We start from the raw sequence: 17,827 nt of genomic DNA on the forward strand, positions 1-17,827 counted from the left end.
CGCGCGCAGCCGCACGCATGGGGTGCGCAGAGGGGTTCTCAGCCCTGCCGGCTCTCCCCGATCCGGTCGCAATACTGGCTGAGGTTGTCCGGTACGCCGGGAGGACAGACGCCGCATTCCCGGTTGCCCGGAACCGCAAAGTCGATGAACTTCGGATAGGCAAGATCAAGACCGTTCATCAGCTCGACGAAGGACTCGAGCGAACGGTTGCCGCCGAGCCGCGGGTTGCGTGTCTTCTCCTGCGCGATGCTCGAGACCCAGCGTCCCTCGTAGTCGTGACCGGGGTAGACCAGCGTCTCATCGGGCAGGGCGAAGAGCTTGCCGGCCACGCTGTGATACAAGGCCGCCGGGTCACCGCTTTGGAAATCGGTGCGACCGCAGGCGTCGATCAGGAGTGCATCGCCGGTGAGAACCCGCTCCCCGATCCGGTAGGCATGATGGCCGTCGGTGTGACCGGGCGTGAAGAGCGGGTCGATACGCAGACTGCCTACCGCCAGCGGTGTCCCTTCTTCGATCGGCACATCGACGCAGGCCAAAGCATCGATTGCGGGATGGGCGATCCGGCTGCCTGCTTCGCGCTTGAGTGTGAGTGCGGAGGTGATGTGATCGGCGTGGATGTGCGTATCGAGCGTGTAGAGCAGCTTCAGTCCGAGCTTGGAGACCTCGGCTAGATCACGCTGCCAGGTAGGCAGCACTGGGTCGATCAAGATCGCCTCGCCCGTGTCTTCGCAGGCGAGCAAATACGTGTAGGTGCTGGAGATCGGCTCGAATAGTTGCTTGAACAGCATCTTGTCTTCCCTTGAGAGTGGCCTGTGCGAGAGGCTTATGGTAATACCCCGGATCTGTGTCGTGCGGTGCGATCGATCCGGGGGATGTAGATGGAAGTTGCGATGGGTATCGGTTGTGACCGCGGGGCGGCGTTCGGGACACTGGAAGCCGCGTTGGCGGCAGCCTTGGCTCTCATAGGCCCCGTGGACGTGCGCTGGCTGGCGACCATCGATCGCAAAGGCGACGAGCCCGCGATCCTGGCCTTGGCTGCAGCGCGCCGATGGCCGCTGGTCATCTATCCGGCCACGGCGCTTGCGTGCATCGAGGTGCCCAATCCGTCGGCGCAGGTGCTTCGCCATCTCGGTGTTCCTGCGGTTGCAGAGGCGGCGGCACTCTTGGCGGCCGGTGCCGACATCGTCGATCTGCTGCTCGAGAAGTATAAATATCGCGGCGAGGACGGTAAGCATGTCACCTTGTCGATCGCAGCTTGGCGACGGTGAGACGCGAGCCGTGCGCTGTCGATGCATGCGCTCGACGCGGAGCCGAACTCCGGCAACCGAACGCAGGTTATTGGGTCTCGATCTGCGCTTCCCGTTAGAATGCCGCCATGCGACACGATCTCAAGTTACCCCGTCTCTACAAGACGCTCCTCATGCTGGCGCTCGTCTTCGGCCCCTTTTACTGGTTGGCCTTCACCGAGGACGGGCAGCGGCGCACCGATCTGGCCCTCATGTTCATCCTCGGCAAGCCCGAGATGAACGCGGCCTTGGACGCCTTCACCGGCGCTCTGACCGAGGCGCAAATCCGCGAGACCTTCCCGAAGCTCGGGTTTCAGTGTGCCGACGGGGCGAATCCCTTCGGCGACCGTCTCTGCGCCGCCGAGATCGGTGCCTTCAACGGGATGCCGGCATCCTCGGTGACCCTGTTTCTGCTCGGTGACGGGCTGCGTGCGGTCAAGGTGTCGTATCGCCGGATTTACCATCCGCTGGTGCGCAATTGGGTAGAGGGGCGTGTCGGTGAGGCCGATGATGCGCGGGCATCGGAGGAGAGCGAGGAGACCGGCGACGGTGTCGCGACCTGGACGGTGACCGACGGCTTGCTGATCATGCGCGACGGCGAACTCGCGCACGAGGACGATCCGGCCTTGTTCTGGCTCTCGGGCGCCGCGCTCGCTCGACAGGCCGCCGCCCGCGCACCGGATCAGGCCCCGTTGAACTGATCCAGGAAGAGTTTGAGCGAGATCAGGACGGACGACACGACCAGGATGGGGCGCACCAGCATGGCCCCGTGCTTGAGCACCAGATGCGATCCCAACCAAGCACCGATGAGCTGGCCGAGGGCCATCGAGGCGGCGACGATCCAGACGACGTGTCCGCCGATCGTGAAGAAGATCAGCGCAGCCAGATTGCTCGTGAAGTTGAGTAGCTTGGTGTGGGCGGTGGCGCGGCGCATGTTGTAGCCGAGCAGCGCGACATAGCCCATCGCGAAGAAGGTTCCGGTGCCCGGGCCGAAGAATCCGTCGTAGAAGCCGACGCCGACTCCGACCGTCACGGCGAAGGTCGGCGTCGACAGCCGCTGGTGCGAGTCCAGATCCGAGACCCGCGGCGAGAAGAGAAAGTAGAGCGCGAACCCGACCAGCAGTAGCGGGATGAGGCGCTGCAGCGCGGCGCTGTCGATCTGCTGGACCAGGATCGCACCGAGTGCGGCGCCGACGAAGGTGCATGCGACCGTGAAGGCCGCGCTGCGCGGCTCGATCATGCCCTTGTGCATGAAGTGGATCGTCGCGCTGCCGCTGCCGAAGACCGCCTGCGCCTTGTTGGTCGCCAGGCTTTCGACCGGGCTCAGACCGGCCCAGAGCAGGGCCGGGATGGTGATGAGTCCGCCGCCGCCGGCGATGGCATCGACAAAACCCGCCACGAGGGCGAGGCCGAACAGGATCAAGGCGATCTCGGGGGAATCCACTCGGGTTTAGGTCCTCGCCGTTCAGGTTGAAATCCAAGAACCTGGTTACAATCTGCGCCCCTCACGTTCCGACATGGAAGACCCTAGCCGACACCACGATGCCCGCACTCGACGTACAGCAGCTGACCAAGACCTACAAAGGCGGTTTCCAGGCCCTGAAGGGGATCGACCTGACCGTCGAGGAGGGTGATTTCTTCGCGCTGCTGGGACCGAACGGTGCAGGCAAGTCGACCTTCATCGGGATTCTCGCCTCGCTGGTGAACAAGACCGGCGGCATCGTGAGGGTCTTCGGCGAGGACCAGGATCGCACGCCCGAGCTGGTGAAGTCATTCATCGGTCTCGTGCCGCAGGAGTTCAACTTCAATCTCTTCCTGCCGGTGGTGGAGGTGGTGGTCAATCAGGCCGGCTACTACGGCATCCCGCGACGCGAGGCGAAGGTGCGCGCCGAGCGCTATCTCAAGCAGCTCGATCTGTGGGATCGCCGCGACACCGAGATGCGCAAACTCTCCGGCGGTCTGAAGCGGCGCTTGATGATTGCGCGGGCATTGGTGCACGAGCCGCGGCTGCTGATCCTCGACGAGCCGACCGCGGGTGTGGATATCGAGATCCGCCGGTCGATGTGGACCTTCCTGCGCGAGCTCAATGCCGGCGGGACGACCATCATCCTCACGACCCATTATCTCGAAGAGGCGGAGAGTCTCTGCCGCAACATCGCCATTATCAACCACGGCGAGATTGCCGAGCGGACCAGCGTGGCGTCGTTGCTCAACCGCCTCAATACCGAGACCTTCGTGCTGAATCTGAAGGGTCGGCTCTCCGAGCTGCCTCAGCTCGGCGGCTTCGTGCTCCAGAACCTCGATGACTGCACGCTCGAGGTGGAGATGAGCCGCGAGCACACCGTGAACGGTTTATTCGAGGCCCTCTCGCGCAACGGGATCGAGGTGATCAGCCTGCGCAACAAGCAAAATCGCCTGGAGCGGCTCTTTTTGGAGATGGTCGACCGCCGTGCCGGCGCCGGGTGGTCGAGCTCGGATCCGGCAGACGCGCCCGATGCCGCGCGCGAGGTGATTGCGTGAGCAGGCAGGGTGTCGGCTGGTATCGTCACTGGATCAGCTTCCAGACGATCTTCGTCAAGGAGATCCTGCGCTTCACCCGGATCTGGGTCCAGACGATTCTGCCGTCGGTCATCACGACCACGCTCTATTTCGTCATCTTCGGGCGGCTGATCGGCGATCGGATCGGCACCATGGGCGGCTTGGATTATCTCGACTTCATCGTGCCGGGCCTGGTGCTGATGGGCGTCATCACCAACGCCTATTCCAATGTCGTGTCGTCCTTCTACAGCAGCAAGTTTTCGCGCTACATCGAGGAGCTGCTGGTCTCGCCGGCGCCCAATTGGGTGATCCTGGCGGGCTATGTCGCCGGCGGTGCCGCGCGAGGTCTGGTGGTCGGGTTGGCCGTCATGCTGGTCGCCATGATCTTCACCGAGATCCGGATTCACAGTGTTGCCGTGACCTTGTTGGTGATCACCATGACCGCGGTGCTGTTCGCGCTCGGCGGATTCATCAACGCCATTTATGCCAACAGCTTCGACGACATCTCGATCGTGCCGACCTTCGTGTTGACACCCTTGACCTATCTGGGCGGCGTCTTCTATTCGATCGAGCTGCTGCCGGGATTTTGGCAGGGTGTGTCGCTCGCCAATCCGGTCCTCTATATGGTCAACGCCTTCCGCTACGGGCTTCAGGGCGTGAGCGACATCCCCGTCGGGATTGCCTTCGGGATCATCGCGATCTTTATCCTGGTGCTCGGGGTCTTCAGTCTGCACCTCCTGCGTCGCGGGGTCGGGATCAAGACCTGATGTACGGCGATCCGCAGCGGCGGATGCAGACTACGCCTGCTGCGCAACGGCCTCGGGAAGCACCCGCGTAGCGTCCCGAGCTCGCTCCGTCGATCCCCTCAGGTTGTATCCTCATGCAGCAAGTGGGACCATAAGCATCTGAAACTTCCACAAAAGGATCGCCCATCCGATGTATCCCGGCGTTCTCTCCATCCATCCCTCGCCGATGAGCACGGCGCCGCGTCACGCGCCGGACCCGCTCGCTGTCGGCTTGGGCCCCGGCTTCGAGCGGGGGTGCTGACGTGGCCCTCCGTCCAGGACGCGCCCCCGTGCGCAGACGCCGCGGGATCGGCGGATTTCTGTTCCGCTGGACCCTGCTGATTCTGGTCGGCGTTGGCCTCGCCGGCACCCTTTACAGCATCCATCTCGACCGCGTGGTACGCGGCAAATTCGAGGGGCAACGCTGGGCACTTCCGGCCCGGGTTTTCGCGCGTCCCTTGGAGCTCTATGCGGATCGCCCGCTGCTCGGGGACCAGCTTCAGGCCGAGCTGGACCGTCTGAACTATCGGCGGACCGCCGCCCCGGATGTGCCCGGCAGCTATAGCCGCGACGGCGAGCGTTTCCTGATTCGGACACGCTCCTTTCGGTTCTGGGATGGCGAAGAGCCCGCGCACGCCTTGAAGGTCGGCCTTGTCGAGGGGCGTGTCGCCGAGCTCGAGGATGCGTCCGGCGGCACGGCCCCGGCACTGGTACGCCTGGAACCGATGTTGATCGCCAGCATCTACCCGACCCACAACGAGGACCGCGTCCTGTTGCGCCGCAAGGAGATCCCCGATCTCCTTGTCCGAACCCTCGTCGCGGTGGAAGACCGCAGCTTCTATCGGCATGTCGGCGTGGATCCGCGCGGGATCGCGCGTGCCGCCTTCAGCAACCTGCGCGCCGGGGGCGTGGTCGAGGGTGCGAGCACCCTGACCCAGCAGCTGGTCAAGAACTTTTATCTCACCGCCGATCGGACCTTCGAGCGCAAGATCAACGAGGCCCTGATGGCGCTGCTGCTCGAGCAGCGCTACAGCAAAGACGAGATCCTCGAGGCCTATGCCAACGAGATCTATCTGGGCCAAGACGGCAGTCGTGCGATCCACGGCTTCGGTCTGGCGAGCAGCTTCTTCTTCAACAAGCCGCTTGAAGAGCTCGGCATCCCGGAGACGGCGCTTCTGGTGGGCATGGTCCAAGCGCCGTCGAGCCTGGATCCGCGACGTCGTTCCGAGGCCGCGCTCAAGCGGCGCGACCTGGTGCTGGATCTGATGGCGCGCGACGGCGTCATCAGTCTCGCCGAGGCCGAGGCGGCCAAGGGCGAGCCGCTCGGGATCGCCGACGGTGGGGGCCGGCCGGTCGGTGAGTATCCCGACTTCGTCTCCCTGGTTCGGCGCCAACTGCAGCGCGACTATCGCGAGGAGGATCTCCGATCCGAGGGCTTGAACATCTTCACGACGCTTGACCCGCTGGTGCAGTCCGAGGTCGAGAAGTCGCTTCCGGCGCGCCTATCCGACCTTGAAAAGTCGCGGCGGATGAAGGCCGGCTCACTCGAGGCCGCGGCGGTGGTCACCTCGGTCGCCCAAGGCGAGGTGCTTGCGCTTGCCGGCGGTCGCGAGCCCGGCTATGCGGGATTCAACCGAGCGCTCGACTCGGTGCGCTCCATCGGCTCGCTGGTCAAGCCGGCCGTCTATCTAGCCGCTTTGTCCAAGCCCGAGCGCTGGTCCTTGACCACCAGCCTGCAGGACACGCCGGTCAGTATGCGGGTCGGCGACAAGATTTGGGCACCCAAGAACTACGACCGCCGCGTCAACGGGGCCGTGCCGCTGCATCGTGCACTCAGCAGCTCGCTCAATCTGGCGACGGTCCATCTGGGCCTCAGCGTCGGCATCACCGAGGTGACCGAGACGCTCTATCGGCTCGGCGCTCAGCGGCGGATCAGCAAGGTGCCCGCGATGCTGCTCGGTGCGGTCTCCTTGTCGCCCTTGGAGGTTGCGCAGGTTTACCAGACGATCGCCGCCGGCGGCTATCGGGCCCCGCTGCGGGCGATTCGCGAGGTCATGGACCCCAACGGCCGGCCGCTCAACCGTTATCCATTGGCCGTCGAGGCGGTCGTGGATCCGCGTGCCGCGTATCTGACGACCTGGGCGATGCAGCGCGTGGTGACGCACGGCACCGCCCGCTGGCTCGGCGACAAATTGCCGAAGGGGATGACGATGGCCGGCAAGACCGGCACCACGGACGAGATGCGCGACAGTTGGTATGCCGGATTCAGCGGCGACAAGGTTGCCGTAGTCTGGGTCGGTCGCGATGATTATCAGCCCATGGGGCTGGCCGGAGGAACCGGCGCACTGCGCGTCTGGGGCGATTTCATGCTGGCCATCCCCAACGAGCCGCTGTCGGATATCCCGCCGGACGGTGTGGTCGTGGCCGGCAAGGACGAGGCGCCCTACATCGCCGGCACGGCACCGGCCGCACGCAGCGGCGGAGGGGGCGGAAAGAAGCCCGCGCCGGCGAGCGGCAACACGCAGGATCTGGCTCAGTCCGGCGAGCAGTCCGCTGCCGAGTCGGAATCTGCGCCCGAACCCAAGGCGGCGCCCAAGGCGTCGTCCAGCAAGAATCTTTTTATGAGTGATTTTTACAACTGATGACTAGAGTACCAGCGATCTTGATGGCCGGGTTGGTGTTGACGGCCTGTGCGACAGGGCAGCGCGAGGAAGGCCCGGCGCCGGTGCTGCAGGTCACGCCCCGCGAGCCCGTCGCCGCGAAGGCCGAGCCGGCCGCAAAGCCCGAGCCGGAGCAACCCGCAGCGCCGAAGAAGCAGCAGACCAGGGTTTTTGCCTATCGGGACCCGGCCTCCGAGCCTGATCCCGCGACGCCGCCGGATCCGGCCGTCGCCGCGGATGCGGCCCAAGGATCTGGCCAGCCATCGGCTCCGGCAGCGGCAGCCCCTGCACCGAGCGTTGCGCAGACTCCGGTTAAGCCCGCGCCTGCCGCCAAGCCGGCAGTGACTCCGACTCAGGCGCCCAAGCAAGCGAGGACCACCCCGCCGGCCCCCGCTCCTGCTGCCGCGAAGCCTCCGACGCCCGCCGCTCCCGCGCAGAAGGTCGCGCAGACCCCGCCCAAACCCGAGGCCAAGGCGCCGCCGACTCCGCCTGCACCCGCCCGGGCCGAGGCGCCTCCACCGCCTCCTGCTCCCGCGCCGGCCGCGCCGCCGCCCGCTCCACCGGTGCAAGTCGCTGCGGTCCCGCCGGCACCACCGCTGGCCGCGCCGGGTCTGCCGCCGGCAGCGGATGCCTTGGCTCGCCAAGCCGAGCAGCAGCGCCAGTCGGGCGACTATGCGGGTGCGGCTGCCTCCCTCGAGCGTTCCTTGCGGATCGCCCCGCGCGAGGCGTACCTCTGGAATCGCCTCGCCAGGGTCCGCTTGGAGCAGGGGCAGGCCGGTCAGGCCGGCAATCTCGCCTCCCGCTCCAACGATCTCGCGGGCGATACGCCGAACGTCAAGCAGGACAACTGGCGGGTCATTGCGGAGTCCAAGCGTCGTTCCGGTGATATCGCCGGAGCGACCGAGGCGGAGAAGCGGGCGAGCGGGAACTGAGCGAGCCGACGGCGGCTCGATCAGGGCACCCACGCCCCGTTATGGCCGATCTCGGCGACATCTTCGGCCCCGATGGCCGGCTCTCCGAGCGTCTACCCGGTTTCGCCCATCGCGCGCAACAACAGGCGATGGCCGAGCGGATCGCAGCGCTCATGGAGGAGGGCGGCACGCTCATCTGCGAGGCGGGCACCGGCACAGGCAAGACCTTCGCCTATCTGGTGCCGGCCATCCTATCCGGGCGCAAGGTCCTGATCTCCACCGGGACGCGCAACCTCCAGGACCAGCTGTTTCATCGCGATCTGCCGCTGGTTCGGACCGCGCTCGGCGTGCCGGTGCGGGCCGCCTTGCTGAAGGGACGCGCCAATTATCTCTGCCGCCATCGTCTGAAGCTCGCAATCGACGACATCACGCACCTGGACCCCGAGTCGCGCGGCGGCCTCAAGCAGGTCCAGGAGTGGGCGAAGTCGACGACGCGCGGCGACATCGCCGAGCTGGGGATCCCGGAGGACGCACAGATCTGGCCGAGCGTGACCTCGACCGGGGACAACTGTCTCGGACAGGATTGTCCGGACTGGCAGGGCTGCCATCTGGTCGCCGCGCGCCGCGAGGCCCAGGCCGCGGATCTGGTGGTCGTGAATCACCATCTCTTCTGTGCCGACCTGGCGCTCAAGGACGAGGGGTTCGGCGAGATCCTGCCGGGCGCGGACTGCTTCGTGCTCGACGAAGCACATCAGCTGCCGGAGACGGCGACCAGCTTCTTCGGCGTGCGTGTCAGCGCTCGGCAGCTGCTTGATCTGGTCCGGGACAGCGAGCTCGAGTATCGGCGCGAGGCCGGCGACCTGCCCGAGCTGCCCAAGCGTCTGGGCGCACTGCGTCGAGCCGTTCAGGACATGCGCCTTGGTCTCGGCGAGATCGACCGCCGCGGGCCTTGGAGCGAGCTTGCGGGCGTGCCGGAGATCTTGAAGGCACTGGAGACCCTGGTGCGGCGTCTGGCATCCGTGACCGAAGGTCTGAAGGCCGTCGAGGGTCGCGGCAAGGGCCTGGATGCCTGTCTGGGTCGGGCCGAGGATCTCGGCGACGCCCTGCAGCGCTTGATCTCGGCCGAGCCGGCCGAGGCGGTGCGCTGGTTCGAGACCCAGGGACGCGGGTTTCGGCTGCACGAGACACCGCTCGAGGTGGCGGAGCCCTTTCGGGCCCAGATGGCTCGACCCCAAACCGCCTGGGTCTTTACTTCCGCAACGCTGGCAGTCGGCGAGCGCTTCGATCACTTTGCCCGTCAGCTCGGGATCGAAGAGGCCCAAACCGAACGTTGGGACAGTCCCTTCGACTACGCGAGTCAGGCGCTCTGGTTCGTCCCGCGCGGCCTGCCGCAGCCGTCCGAGCCCGCGTACAACAGCCATCTGCTCGAGCTGGCCTGCGAGGTGCTCGGCTACAGCCGCGGACGCGCGTTCCTCCTCTTCACGAGCTATCGCGCCTTGCGCGAGACAGCCGAAGGTCTGGAAGGCCGCATCCCCTACCCGATCCTGGTTCAAGGAACTGCGCCGCGCGCCGATCTGGTCGAGCGCTTTCGCGCGCTCGGCAACGCTGTCCTCTTGGGGACATCGAGCTTTTGGGAGGGAGTCGACGTCCGGGGCGAGGCGCTGTCCTGCGTGCTCATCGACCGCTTGCCCTTCGCCTCGCCCGGCGATCCGGTCCTCGCGGCGCGGATCGACGCCGTGCGGCGCCGCGGCGGCAACCCCTTCAACGATCATCAGCTCCCGCAGGCCGTGATCGCCCTCAAACAGGGTGCCGGACGCCTGATCCGCGACGGCGAGGATCGCGGCGTGCTGGTGGTCTGCGACCCGCGTCTGCTCGGTCGATCCTACGGGCATCGCTTCCTGGAGAGCCTGCCGGCGATGGCGCGCACGCGCTCGATCGACGACGTGCGGGCCTTTTTCGAGACGGCACCGCGGGCCGCTGATGACCCACCTCAGACGGTTGAGGCGGCGCAAGCCGCGCCGGTCGAGGCCCCGACCTGACCCCGAGCGCTTGATCGAGGCCGACGATGCCGGCATTTCTCCCGAGACGGATCACTGCGCGGGGTATTGTTGACGGAAACTAGCGGCAGGCGGCAGGCGGCATGCCCCGCCTCGGGAATGCTTGCCCCTCGCGCCGGTCGAATGCCCCGGATTCGCGGCGCTCGAACCCAGGTCGCCGCGGCCATGACGACGGAAACGATCTGAGATGACATCGAAACGAACCGATCTCGAATCACCCGCCAATGCGACCGATGTGAGTGCCTTCCTGCGCCAGGTTGCCGCGACGCCGCGCGTCGGCCCGCCCGGCGCGCGCGGGCGGCTCATCTTCGCGATGGATGCGACGGCGAGCCGCGAGCCGACCTGGGATCGGGCGGCGCAGATCCAGTCCGGCATGTTTATCGAGACGCGTGACCTGGGCGGGCTCGAGGTGCAGCTTTGCTACTATCGCGGCTTCCGGGATTTCTCGGCCTCGCCTTGGCTTCAGGACTCGGATGCGCTGCTCAAACGCATGAACGGAGTCTTCTGCGAGGCCGGTCTGACCCAGATCGGTCGTGTCCTGCAACATGCCTTGGACGAGGCCGAGAAAGGGCGTGTCGATGCGCTGGTGTTTGTCGGCGACTGCATGGAAGAGAGTCGCGATCGTCTCGCCGATCTGGCCGGGCGGCTCGGGCTCTCGGGCGTACCGGCGTTCGTCTTCCAGGAAGGTCGCGATCCGGCGACCGAGCGGAGCTTCCGCGAGATTGCTCGCCTAAGCGGCGGCGCTTGGTGCCCGTTCGACTCGAGCAGCCCCCGGATGCTCCACGATCTGCTTGCCGCGGTGGCCGTCTATGCCGCCGGTGGTCGGGCCGCTCTGACGCATTACGGGGAGACCCATGGCGGGGCCGTCCTTCAATTGACCCATCAGATGACGAGAAAAGGGACCTGAGGTTTGCATGGCGCGTTTGCTGATCCTGCTTGGACTCCTGGGCATAGTTCTGTGGTTTCTCTACTGGTTTCGTGCGACCCCGGCGCACCGGGTCAGCCAGGTGCTGCGCAAGGCCGCATTCTGGGGCGTCATCGGGGTCTTGGTCCTGGCTGCGGCGACCGGACGGCTGAGTCCCATCTTTGCCGCCATCGGCGCGGCAATCCCGCTGGTGCTGCGCGCGGCCGCCGTCGTGCGGCTCTTCCCCGCCATCCAGCAGGTGCTGCGCAGTCTCGGCCTGGGTGGCTTGGCCGGACCCGGCGGAGCCGGTGCAGGAAGCGGCGCCCGGGCATCGAGTATTCGCACGAAGTTCCTCGAGATGCGCCTCGATCATGCGACCGGGACGATGGACGGCGAAGTCCTCGACGGTCCCTTCAAGGATCGCCGGCTCTCGGATCTCACGCTCGACGAGCTGATCCGCATCCTCGAGCTCTATCGCGACGCCGATTCCCAATCGGCCGCGGTGCTGGAGGCTTATCTCGACCGCGAGCGCGAGGCCGACTGGCGCGCAAGCGACGAGGGAAGCGGCCGTGCCGGTCGCGCGCCGCCGCACGGCGAGCGTCTGACCAAAACCGAAGCCTGGGCGATCCTCGGACTGGAGCCGGACGCCGATGCCGATGCAATCCGCGCGGCCCATCGGCGGCTCATGCAGCGCCTGCATCCCGATCGCGGCGGGTCGGACTATCTGGCCTCGAAGATCAACGAGGCCAAGCGCTTGTTGCTGGGGGACTGAACCGCGCGTAGTGTGATTTGCGTTGTTTCGGTTTGGATCGACTTGGGGCTGAATCCACGAACCTCGGAGCTGGCGCGGTTTAGGATACGAAAGAATCATGCCGCAACGGATGACGGAGGACTCTAAATCCGCGGTGACCGGCGTCGCTCGGTCAGGATATATGAAGCCGCTGCGACGAGCAGGGCGAGTCCCAGTGCGAGTGCGATTCGGCAGGGTGCGCCGTCGCACGCGTTCGGTATCAGCCGGCCCGTCGCGACGAGCCGCAGCACGGGCTCGTGCCAAAGAAAGAGGCTGTAACTGATGATGCCGATCGATACCAGAACCGGGCCTGCGAAGATCCGATCGATCAACGGGGTCCGAAGGGCGGCGGCGAGGACGAGCAGCGTGCAGCCGACCAGGAAGAGCGGCATGCCGACGAGTCTCCACCCGACGCCCGTTAAGATTTCGCCGAGCGAGAGATGGATCAGCATCGGCGTCGCAAGCACCAGGAAGGCAAGCGCGGCCATGTCGATGGCGCGCAGCGGTTGCCGTACCGGCTCGACCGAGCGCAGACGCGTGTCGAGGTTGGCTGCCGCCATCCCGAGTGCAAAGGCGATGATCTCGCCCGGTAACTGGCGCTCCAGAAAGAACCGCATCATCTCGGGCGGAAACGGGCCGGCGCGGCCCGACACCGGATCGAAGAAGACCAATCGGGACGGGGAGACGTTCAGATAGACCCACTCCATCAGCATTCCGGGGGCGTAGGTCTTCCACAGCAGCGCGACCAGCAGGGCTGTCGGGAGCGCGATCAGGACTCGGTTGCGGACGAACAAGGGGGCCAGCAACGGCAAGAGCAAATAGAATTGGGCCTCGATGCTCAGGCTCCACAGGGCCATGTTGAGGCCGAGCGAGCTGGAGCTTCCCGGGTGCAGAAAGTGCAGCAAGGGGATGTGGAGCCAGAGGTTGGCCTGTCCGACATCGGTCCGCAAGATCGCATAGCCGCCGTGCAGGATCGGCAGAATCAGCCCGAACAAGAGGACGAGATGGACCCAGTAGGTCGGGACGATCCGTCGAGCTCGGCGGGCGAAGAAGCGCCCGACGCGTGGGTAGGGCGTGCCCGCCTCGGCCGCCTGCATCCAGGGTTGCGCCAGCAGAAAGCCGCTCAGGACGAAGAAGAGCTGCACGCCGAGCAGGCCTTTTTCGGCCAGCGATTGACCCCAACCCGGGGACGCGTCGGATGGCCAGCCAACCAACAAAGCGTTGGCGTGGAACGCGAACACCCAGAGGATCGCGAGACCGCGAATGCCGTCGAGCGCGCCGTTTCTCTCGGTTGAGGTAGGATTCAAGCTCGGGGCCTCGGCGAATCTCGGGTTTGGACAGTTACGCAAGGCCCCATTCTCTGCGAAGATCCGTGTTCGATCCTGCTTGCCTCGTTCACAGCGCGCGTCGGGGGACGTTATCACCCATGGTCAAAACCCAAGCACAGACACTGATTCGTCTCCCGCCCGCACAGGTCTTCGGGTTCGTGGTGGAAGATTTCCTCCGCAACTACCCGCGCTGGTCGCCCGAGGTGCAGAGTCTTCAGGCGGTAACGCAGGGTCCGATACGGGTCGGCTGGATCGGCCGCCAGATTCGGGTCGATCAGGGACGGCGCACCGACAGTCGGTTTCGCGTCGTCGCGCTCGAGCCGGGCCGCCGCGTCTCCTTCAAGGGGACGACCGATCCCTACCTCATCGAGTATCGGTTCGAGCCGCTCGGCGAGCATACACATCTCACCTTCATCTTCGAGCTTGCACAACTCGGACTACCGCTTCGCCCCTTCGAGAAGCTGATCCGGATCGCGGCTCAGGACGGCGCGGAGCGCGTGATCCGCAACCTGAAGGGCCTTATCGAGTCGGAGCTCGTCGGCGCCGCCTGAACACACCGGAGACCTCGCTGCCGGGGTGCCGTCGATCGCAAACCTTTGACCTGCCGGCCGGACTCCGTATAATGCGCGATTCCCTGGAATCCGGGGAACTCCTTGTCTCACCGTTTCGGCGATCTTGCCGCCTCGGGAGGCTGTCAATCCGAAAGGAGCTTCAATGCGACATTACGAAGTAGTCTTCATGGTTCATCCGAGCCAGAGCGAGCAGGTGGCGAGCATGATCGAACGCTACCAGACGAATCTGCAAAAGCGTGGCGGCGTCGTCCACCGCATGGAGGATTGGGGTCGTCGCCCGCTGGCGTACCCGATCAACAAGGTGCACAAGGCGCACTATGTCCTGATGAACGTCGAGTGCGATCAAGAGGCCATCGACGAGCTCGAAAGCGCCTTCCGGTTCAACGACGCGGTCCTGCGCAACCTCATCGTTCGCCGCGAGGATGCGGTGACGGAGCCCTCTCCGTTGGTGAAGACCGGTGAAGAGCGCGAGCGCTCGGATGCACCCGAGGGCGGCAGCCGCCGGGATGATTCCCCGCGAAGCAGCAACCCCGACAGCGACTCCCAGAGCGATTAAGACGAGAAGCCAGCCATGGAATCCAGCAACTCACGTTTTTTCCGTCGTAAGCGCTACTGCCGCTTTACCGCCGAAGGCATTACCGAGATCGATTACAAGGATCTCAACCTGCTGAAGGCCTATGTCAGCGAGTCCGGCAAGATCGTCCCGAGCCGGATCACCGGGACCTCGGCAAAGTATCAGCGTCAATTGGCCCAAGCGGTCAAGCGCGCCCGTTATTTGGCGCTGCTCCCCTATACCGACGGCCACTGAGCCGCCGGCATGAAGGCGCTTGCGGCCTTCGTGATGCGCGGCCCGTCGCAGGCGGCGCTGGTCGCCGCCGTCGCGGCCTTGTTGTCGATCCTGGTTCCGCCGTTGGGCTTGCTCAGCGCCGGCTCGATCGGTTTGGTTGCCCTGCGCGGGGGTCCCGTCTACGGCCTGATCGTGAGCGCGGTGGCGACCCTCGGAATGGGAGCCATCGCCTGGTTGGCATTGGGCTCGCCTTTGCCGGCGCTCGGCGTGCTGCTGATGCTCTGGGTGCCGATTCTGGCCCTGGCGCTGCTGCTGCGGTATAGCCGCTCTTTGGCGTTGACACTTCAAACGGCAGGTGCCTTGGGCATTCTTCTGATGCTCTCGGCCTACGCCCTGATGGGTGACCCGAGCGAGACCTGGCTTAAGATCCTCGAGCCGTTCCGGGATGCGCTGGTGAAAGACGGCGTGCTGGACGACCCGGCGAGTGCCGCCGTATTTGCCGAGCTTGCGGGTTGGATGACCGGTGCATTTGCCGCGGCCTTGGTCGCACAGTTGCTGTTCGGGCTCTTTATTGCTCGCTGGTGGCAGGCGCTGCTCTACAACCCCGGCGGATTCGGCGAGGAATTTCGGGAGCTGCGGTTGGGCCGAGCGTTCGGGGTCCTCGTTCTGCTGCTGTTGGCGCTTCTTCCCTTCAGCGACGGCGCGAGCCTGACGGCGAATCTGTTGTTGGTGCCGGGCGTCCTGCTCCTGTTTCAGGGGCTCGCGGTGGCCCATCAGGTGCGTGCGCTCAAGCAGGCACGTCAGGCGTGGTTGGTCGGGCTCTATGTCGCGGTGATCTTCTTCATGCCGCAGACCCTGCTCCTGATCGCCTGTATCGGTTTGGTGGATATCTGGGCCGACATCCGGTCCCGGGTTGCTCCGGGGGCATCGCCGCCGGGCCCCGGCCCGAGCGGGCCGGCGGTCTGATCCGCCCGGTTGGACCGAGACCCTTTAGCCGAAAAGACCTTTGTAAGGAATGGATCAGGTTCGGGCTCATGCGCCGCCCGCTCCGGGAGATTACCCGAGGATCAAGGGTACATGACCCTGATCTCGACGAACTTTTGAGAGGAATACACACGTGGAAGTCATCCTGCTGAAGAATGTCGGTCGCCTCGGTGCGCTCGGCGACAAGGTTAGTGTCCGTTCGGGCTACGGCCGGAATTATTTGATCCCGTCCGGGTTTGCGGTGTCGGCCACCGACGCCAACCTCGAAGCCTTCGAGGCTCGGCGTGCCGAGCTCGAGCAGGTCGCAGAGGAGCAGTTGGCCGAGGCCCGCGCCCGCCGCGATCGTCTCGAAGGGATGAGCGTTACGATCGCCCGCCGTGCCGGCGAGCAGGGACGGCTGTTCGGCTCGGTCGGCACCGGCGACATCGCCGATGCGGTAACCGCCGCCGGGTTCGCGCTGACCAAGCAGGAGATCAAGCTCTCGGGCGGCCCTTTCCGCGCCGCCGGCGAGTACGAGGTCACCCTGCACCTGCACCCCGAGGTCGATGCCGTCATCAAGGTCGACGTCGTTCCCGAGGACTGATACGCCCGTATCCTCATGAGTCCGGCGGCGCATGTCCGCCGGATTCACGGCTAGCCTCGCTCGGACCCACCGGGCACGTCACGCGACTCGACTCTAAGGTCTGGCGCGACACACGCCTCTGCGTGAGTCATTCGGGCCGGGGGTGATCTATGTTCGACTCGGATTCCCAAGGCCCTCCGGGCGCGGACTTCGACGAGCTCCGCATCCCGCCGCACAACATCCATGCCGAGCAATCCCTGCTCGGTGGTCTCATGCTGGACAACAGCACCTGGGACCGCATCGCCGACATGGTCACCGAGCGTGACCTCTATCGACGCGAGCACCGCCTCATCTTTCGCGCCATCGCCAAGCTGGCCGCGGAGGATCAACCCTTCGATCTGGTGACACTCGCCGAGACCCTGGAACGCACGGAGCAGCTTGAGGGCGCGGGCGGCCTTCCGTATCTCGGGACCATCGCCAACGAGACCCCGAGCGCGGCCAACATCAAGGCCTACGCCAAGATCGTCCGCCAGACCTCGGTGCTGCGCCAGATGATCGCCGCCGGCACCGACATCGCCGACAGCGGCTACAACCCCATGGGTCGCGATGCCTCCGAGCTGCTCGATGCGGCCGAGCGACGTGTCTTCGAGATCGCCGAGCAGGAGGCGCGCGGCGGTGGCGGCTTCCAGCCGATCAAGACCCTGCTCGGGCGCGCAGTCGAGCGCATCGACGCACTCTATCAGCGCGACGAGCCCATCACCGGTCTTGCGACCGGCTTCACCGACTTCGACATGATGACCTCGGGGCTGCAACCCGCGGATCTCATCATCGTGGCGGGGCGCCCGTCGATGGGAAAAACGAGCTTCGCCATGAACATGGCCGAGCATGTGGCCATCCAATCCAAGCGCCCGGTGGCGGTCTTCAGCATGGAGATGCCCGGCGACTCGCTGGCCATGCGGATGATGTCCTCGCTCGGACGCATCGACCAGCACCGCGTTCGCACCGGACGGCTGGAGGACGACGAGTGGCCTCGCCTGACCTCGGCGGTCAACATCCTCGCCGGCGCATCCATGTTCATCGACGACACGCCCGCCCTCTCGCCGACCGAGGTCCGGGCGCGTGCACGACGTCTCAAACGCGACCAGGACGACCTGGGTTTGATCGTGCTGGACTACATCCAGCTCATGCAGGCCCCGGGCGTCGGCGAGAATCGGGCGACCGAGATCTCCGCGATCTCCCGCTCGCTCAAGGCACTCGCAAAGGAGCTTAACGTCCCGGTCATCGCACTTTCGCAGCTCAATCGCAGTCTCGAGCAGCGGCCGAACAAGCGGCCCGTGATGTCGGATCTGCGCGAATCGGGCGCAATCGAGCAGGATGCAGACCTCATCGTCTTCATCTATCGCGACGAGGTGTATCACGAGGACACGAAGGACAAGGGTGTCGCGGAGATCATCATCGCCAAGCAGCGCAACGGGCCCATCGGGACGACCCGGCTGACCTTTCTCGGCAAATACACCAAGTTCGAGAACTATATCGGCAACTATTACGGCGAGGGCGGCGACTGAGCGCCGGCGCGGGAACCAAGAAGCGTGGTCGAATGCTCTACACGTTGTCGTTGTCGTAATCGGATTCCCGACGACCACGAACACGACAACGACAACGA

General features: G+C 65.5%; 18 protein-coding genes. 15 read left to right on the forward strand and 3 right to left on the reverse strand.

Annotated elements, in window-relative coordinates:
- Window positions 1–38: 38 nt before the first annotated feature.
- A complete protein-coding gene (locus tag BLV04_RS05440; protein WP_093028858.1) occupies window positions 39–788 on the reverse strand; it encodes an MBL fold metallo-hydrolase in 750 nt (249 codons plus the stop codon).
- A gap of 102 nt (window positions 789–890) precedes the next feature.
- Here BLV04_RS05440 and BLV04_RS05445 point away from each other — a divergent pair, with 102 nt between their 5' ends.
- Entirely contained in the window at window positions 891–1,268 is a 378-nt protein-coding gene (locus BLV04_RS05445) for a cobalamin biosynthesis protein (RefSeq protein ID WP_245731734.1), read from the forward strand.
- A gap of 107 nt (window positions 1,269–1,375) precedes the next feature.
- The gene (locus BLV04_RS05450) at window positions 1,376–1,987 is read left to right on the forward strand and encodes a hypothetical protein (RefSeq protein WP_093028860.1); all 612 of its coding nucleotides are present in this window, start codon (window positions 1,376–1,378) and stop codon (window positions 1,985–1,987) included.
- Here BLV04_RS05450 and BLV04_RS05455 read toward each other — a convergent pair.
- Window positions 1,969–2,730: a TSUP family transporter gene (locus BLV04_RS05455; RefSeq protein WP_093028861.1), complete on the reverse strand. Its 762-nt coding sequence runs from the start codon at window positions 2,728–2,730 to the stop codon at window positions 1,969–1,971. The genes BLV04_RS05450 and BLV04_RS05455 overlap by 19 nt on opposite strands.
- Before the next feature lie 98 nt (window positions 2,731–2,828).
- Between BLV04_RS05455 and BLV04_RS05460 the strand changes: the two genes are divergently transcribed.
- The 7 genes from BLV04_RS05460 (at window position 2,829) to BLV04_RS05490 (ending at window position 11,913) form a co-directional block, all read left to right on the forward strand.
- Window positions 2,829–3,806, forward strand: a complete 978-nt coding sequence (locus tag BLV04_RS05460; RefSeq protein ID WP_093028862.1) for an ABC transporter ATP-binding protein — start codon at window positions 2,829–2,831, stop codon at window positions 3,804–3,806.
- A complete protein-coding gene (locus BLV04_RS05465) occupies window positions 3,803–4,591 on the forward strand; it encodes an ABC transporter permease (RefSeq protein WP_093028863.1) in 789 nt (262 codons plus the stop codon). The genes BLV04_RS05460 and BLV04_RS05465 overlap by 4 nt, the downstream gene beginning before the upstream one ends.
- A gap of 308 nt (window positions 4,592–4,899) precedes the next feature.
- Entirely contained in the window at window positions 4,900–7,251 is a 2,352-nt protein-coding gene (gene mrcB / locus BLV04_RS05470; RefSeq protein WP_245731736.1) for a penicillin-binding protein 1B, read from the forward strand.
- Entirely contained in the window at window positions 7,251–8,201 is a 951-nt protein-coding gene (locus BLV04_RS05475; protein WP_093028865.1) for a tetratricopeptide repeat protein, read from the forward strand. Before mrcB ends, BLV04_RS05475 begins: the two co-directional genes overlap by 1 nt.
- Before the next feature lie 41 nt (window positions 8,202–8,242).
- Complete coding sequence (yoaA, locus tag BLV04_RS05480) at window positions 8,243–10,219, forward strand: DNA repair helicase YoaA (RefSeq protein WP_093028866.1); 1,977 nt, start codon at window positions 8,243–8,245, stop codon at window positions 10,217–10,219.
- A 205-nt stretch (window positions 10,220–10,424) separates the two neighbouring features.
- Window positions 10,425–11,144 (forward strand): vWA domain-containing protein, encoded by a 720-nt coding sequence (locus BLV04_RS05485; RefSeq protein ID WP_093028867.1) that lies wholly within the window; start codon window positions 10,425–10,427, stop codon window positions 11,142–11,144.
- Between the two features lie 7 nt (window positions 11,145–11,151).
- A complete protein-coding gene (locus BLV04_RS05490; RefSeq protein WP_093028868.1) occupies window positions 11,152–11,913 on the forward strand; it encodes a DnaJ domain-containing protein in 762 nt (253 codons plus the stop codon).
- A 122-nt stretch (window positions 11,914–12,035) separates the two neighbouring features.
- Here BLV04_RS05490 and BLV04_RS05495 read toward each other — a convergent pair whose 3' ends face one another.
- Window positions 12,036–13,238: an acyltransferase family protein gene (locus BLV04_RS05495; protein ID WP_175534508.1), complete on the reverse strand. Its 1,203-nt coding sequence runs from the start codon at window positions 13,236–13,238 to the stop codon at window positions 12,036–12,038.
- 119 nt (window positions 13,239–13,357) lie between these two features.
- Between BLV04_RS05495 and BLV04_RS05500 the strand changes: the two genes are divergently transcribed.
- The 6 genes from BLV04_RS05500 to dnaB all read left to right on the forward strand — a co-directional run bounded on the left by BLV04_RS05500 (window position 13,358) and on the right by dnaB (window position 17,729).
- Window positions 13,358–13,810, forward strand: coding sequence for an SRPBCC family protein (locus tag BLV04_RS05500; RefSeq protein WP_093028870.1), 453 nt, complete (start codon window positions 13,358–13,360; stop codon window positions 13,808–13,810).
- A gap of 163 nt (window positions 13,811–13,973) precedes the next feature.
- Window positions 13,974–14,387 carry a 30S ribosomal protein S6 gene (gene rpsF / locus BLV04_RS05505; protein WP_093028871.1) on the forward strand — a complete coding sequence of 138 codons (414 nt, stop codon included), beginning with the start codon at window positions 13,974–13,976 and terminating at the stop codon, window positions 14,385–14,387.
- Between the two features lie 15 nt (window positions 14,388–14,402).
- Window positions 14,403–14,639, forward strand: coding sequence for a 30S ribosomal protein S18 (gene rpsR / locus BLV04_RS05510; RefSeq protein WP_007194235.1), 237 nt, complete (start codon window positions 14,403–14,405; stop codon window positions 14,637–14,639).
- A gap of 9 nt (window positions 14,640–14,648) precedes the next feature.
- Window positions 14,649–15,584 (forward strand): DUF2232 domain-containing protein, encoded by a 936-nt coding sequence (locus BLV04_RS05515; protein WP_093028872.1) that lies wholly within the window; start codon window positions 14,649–14,651, stop codon window positions 15,582–15,584.
- Window positions 15,585–15,735: 151 nt separating this feature from the next.
- Window positions 15,736–16,185, forward strand: a complete 450-nt coding sequence (gene rplI, locus BLV04_RS05520) for a 50S ribosomal protein L9 (RefSeq protein ID WP_093028873.1) — start codon at window positions 15,736–15,738, stop codon at window positions 16,183–16,185.
- A gap of 149 nt (window positions 16,186–16,334) precedes the next feature.
- The gene (gene dnaB / locus BLV04_RS05525; RefSeq protein WP_093028874.1) at window positions 16,335–17,729 is read left to right on the forward strand and encodes a replicative DNA helicase; all 1,395 of its coding nucleotides are present in this window, start codon (window positions 16,335–16,337) and stop codon (window positions 17,727–17,729) included.
- Window positions 17,730–17,827 lie beyond the last annotated feature (98 nt).

This window comes from Thiocapsa roseopersicina (assembly GCF_900106925.1).
Taxonomy (GTDB): Bacteria; Pseudomonadota; Gammaproteobacteria; order Chromatiales; family Chromatiaceae; genus Thiocapsa; species Thiocapsa roseopersicina.

What these genes read in the sequence shown, in the direction of transcription:
- BLV04_RS05460 (WP_093028862.1), top strand. Translation starts at nt 2,829, where the DNA reads ATGCCCGCACTCGACGTACAGCAGCTGACCAAGACCTACAAAGGCGGT.
- BLV04_RS05445 (WP_245731734.1), top strand. Translation starts at nt 891, where the DNA reads ATGGGTATCGGTTGTGACCGCGGGGCGGCGTTCGGGACACTGGAAGCC.
- BLV04_RS05450 (WP_093028860.1), top strand. Translation starts at nt 1,376, where the DNA reads ATGCGACACGATCTCAAGTTACCCCGTCTCTACAAGACGCTCCTCATG.
- BLV04_RS05515 (WP_093028872.1), top strand. Translation starts at nt 14,649, where the DNA reads ATGAAGGCGCTTGCGGCCTTCGTGATGCGCGGCCCGTCGCAGGCGGCG.
- dnaB (WP_093028874.1), top strand. Translation starts at nt 16,335, where the DNA reads ATGTTCGACTCGGATTCCCAAGGCCCTCCGGGCGCGGACTTCGACGAG.
- BLV04_RS05485 (WP_093028867.1), top strand. Translation starts at nt 10,425, where the DNA reads ATGACATCGAAACGAACCGATCTCGAATCACCCGCCAATGCGACCGAT.
- BLV04_RS05475 (WP_093028865.1), top strand. Translation starts at nt 7,251, where the DNA reads ATGACTAGAGTACCAGCGATCTTGATGGCCGGGTTGGTGTTGACGGCC.
- BLV04_RS05440 (WP_093028858.1), bottom strand. Translation starts at nt 788, where the DNA reads ATGCTGTTCAAGCAACTATTCGAGCCGATCTCCAGCACCTACACGTAT.
- yoaA (WP_093028866.1), top strand. Translation starts at nt 8,243, where the DNA reads ATGGCCGATCTCGGCGACATCTTCGGCCCCGATGGCCGGCTCTCCGAG.
- rpsF (WP_093028871.1), top strand. Translation starts at nt 13,974, where the DNA reads ATGCGACATTACGAAGTAGTCTTCATGGTTCATCCGAGCCAGAGCGAG.
- BLV04_RS05490 (WP_093028868.1), top strand. Translation starts at nt 11,152, where the DNA reads ATGGCGCGTTTGCTGATCCTGCTTGGACTCCTGGGCATAGTTCTGTGG.
- rpsR (WP_007194235.1), top strand. Translation starts at nt 14,403, where the DNA reads ATGGAATCCAGCAACTCACGTTTTTTCCGTCGTAAGCGCTACTGCCGC.
- BLV04_RS05500 (WP_093028870.1), top strand. Translation starts at nt 13,358, where the DNA reads ATGGTCAAAACCCAAGCACAGACACTGATTCGTCTCCCGCCCGCACAG.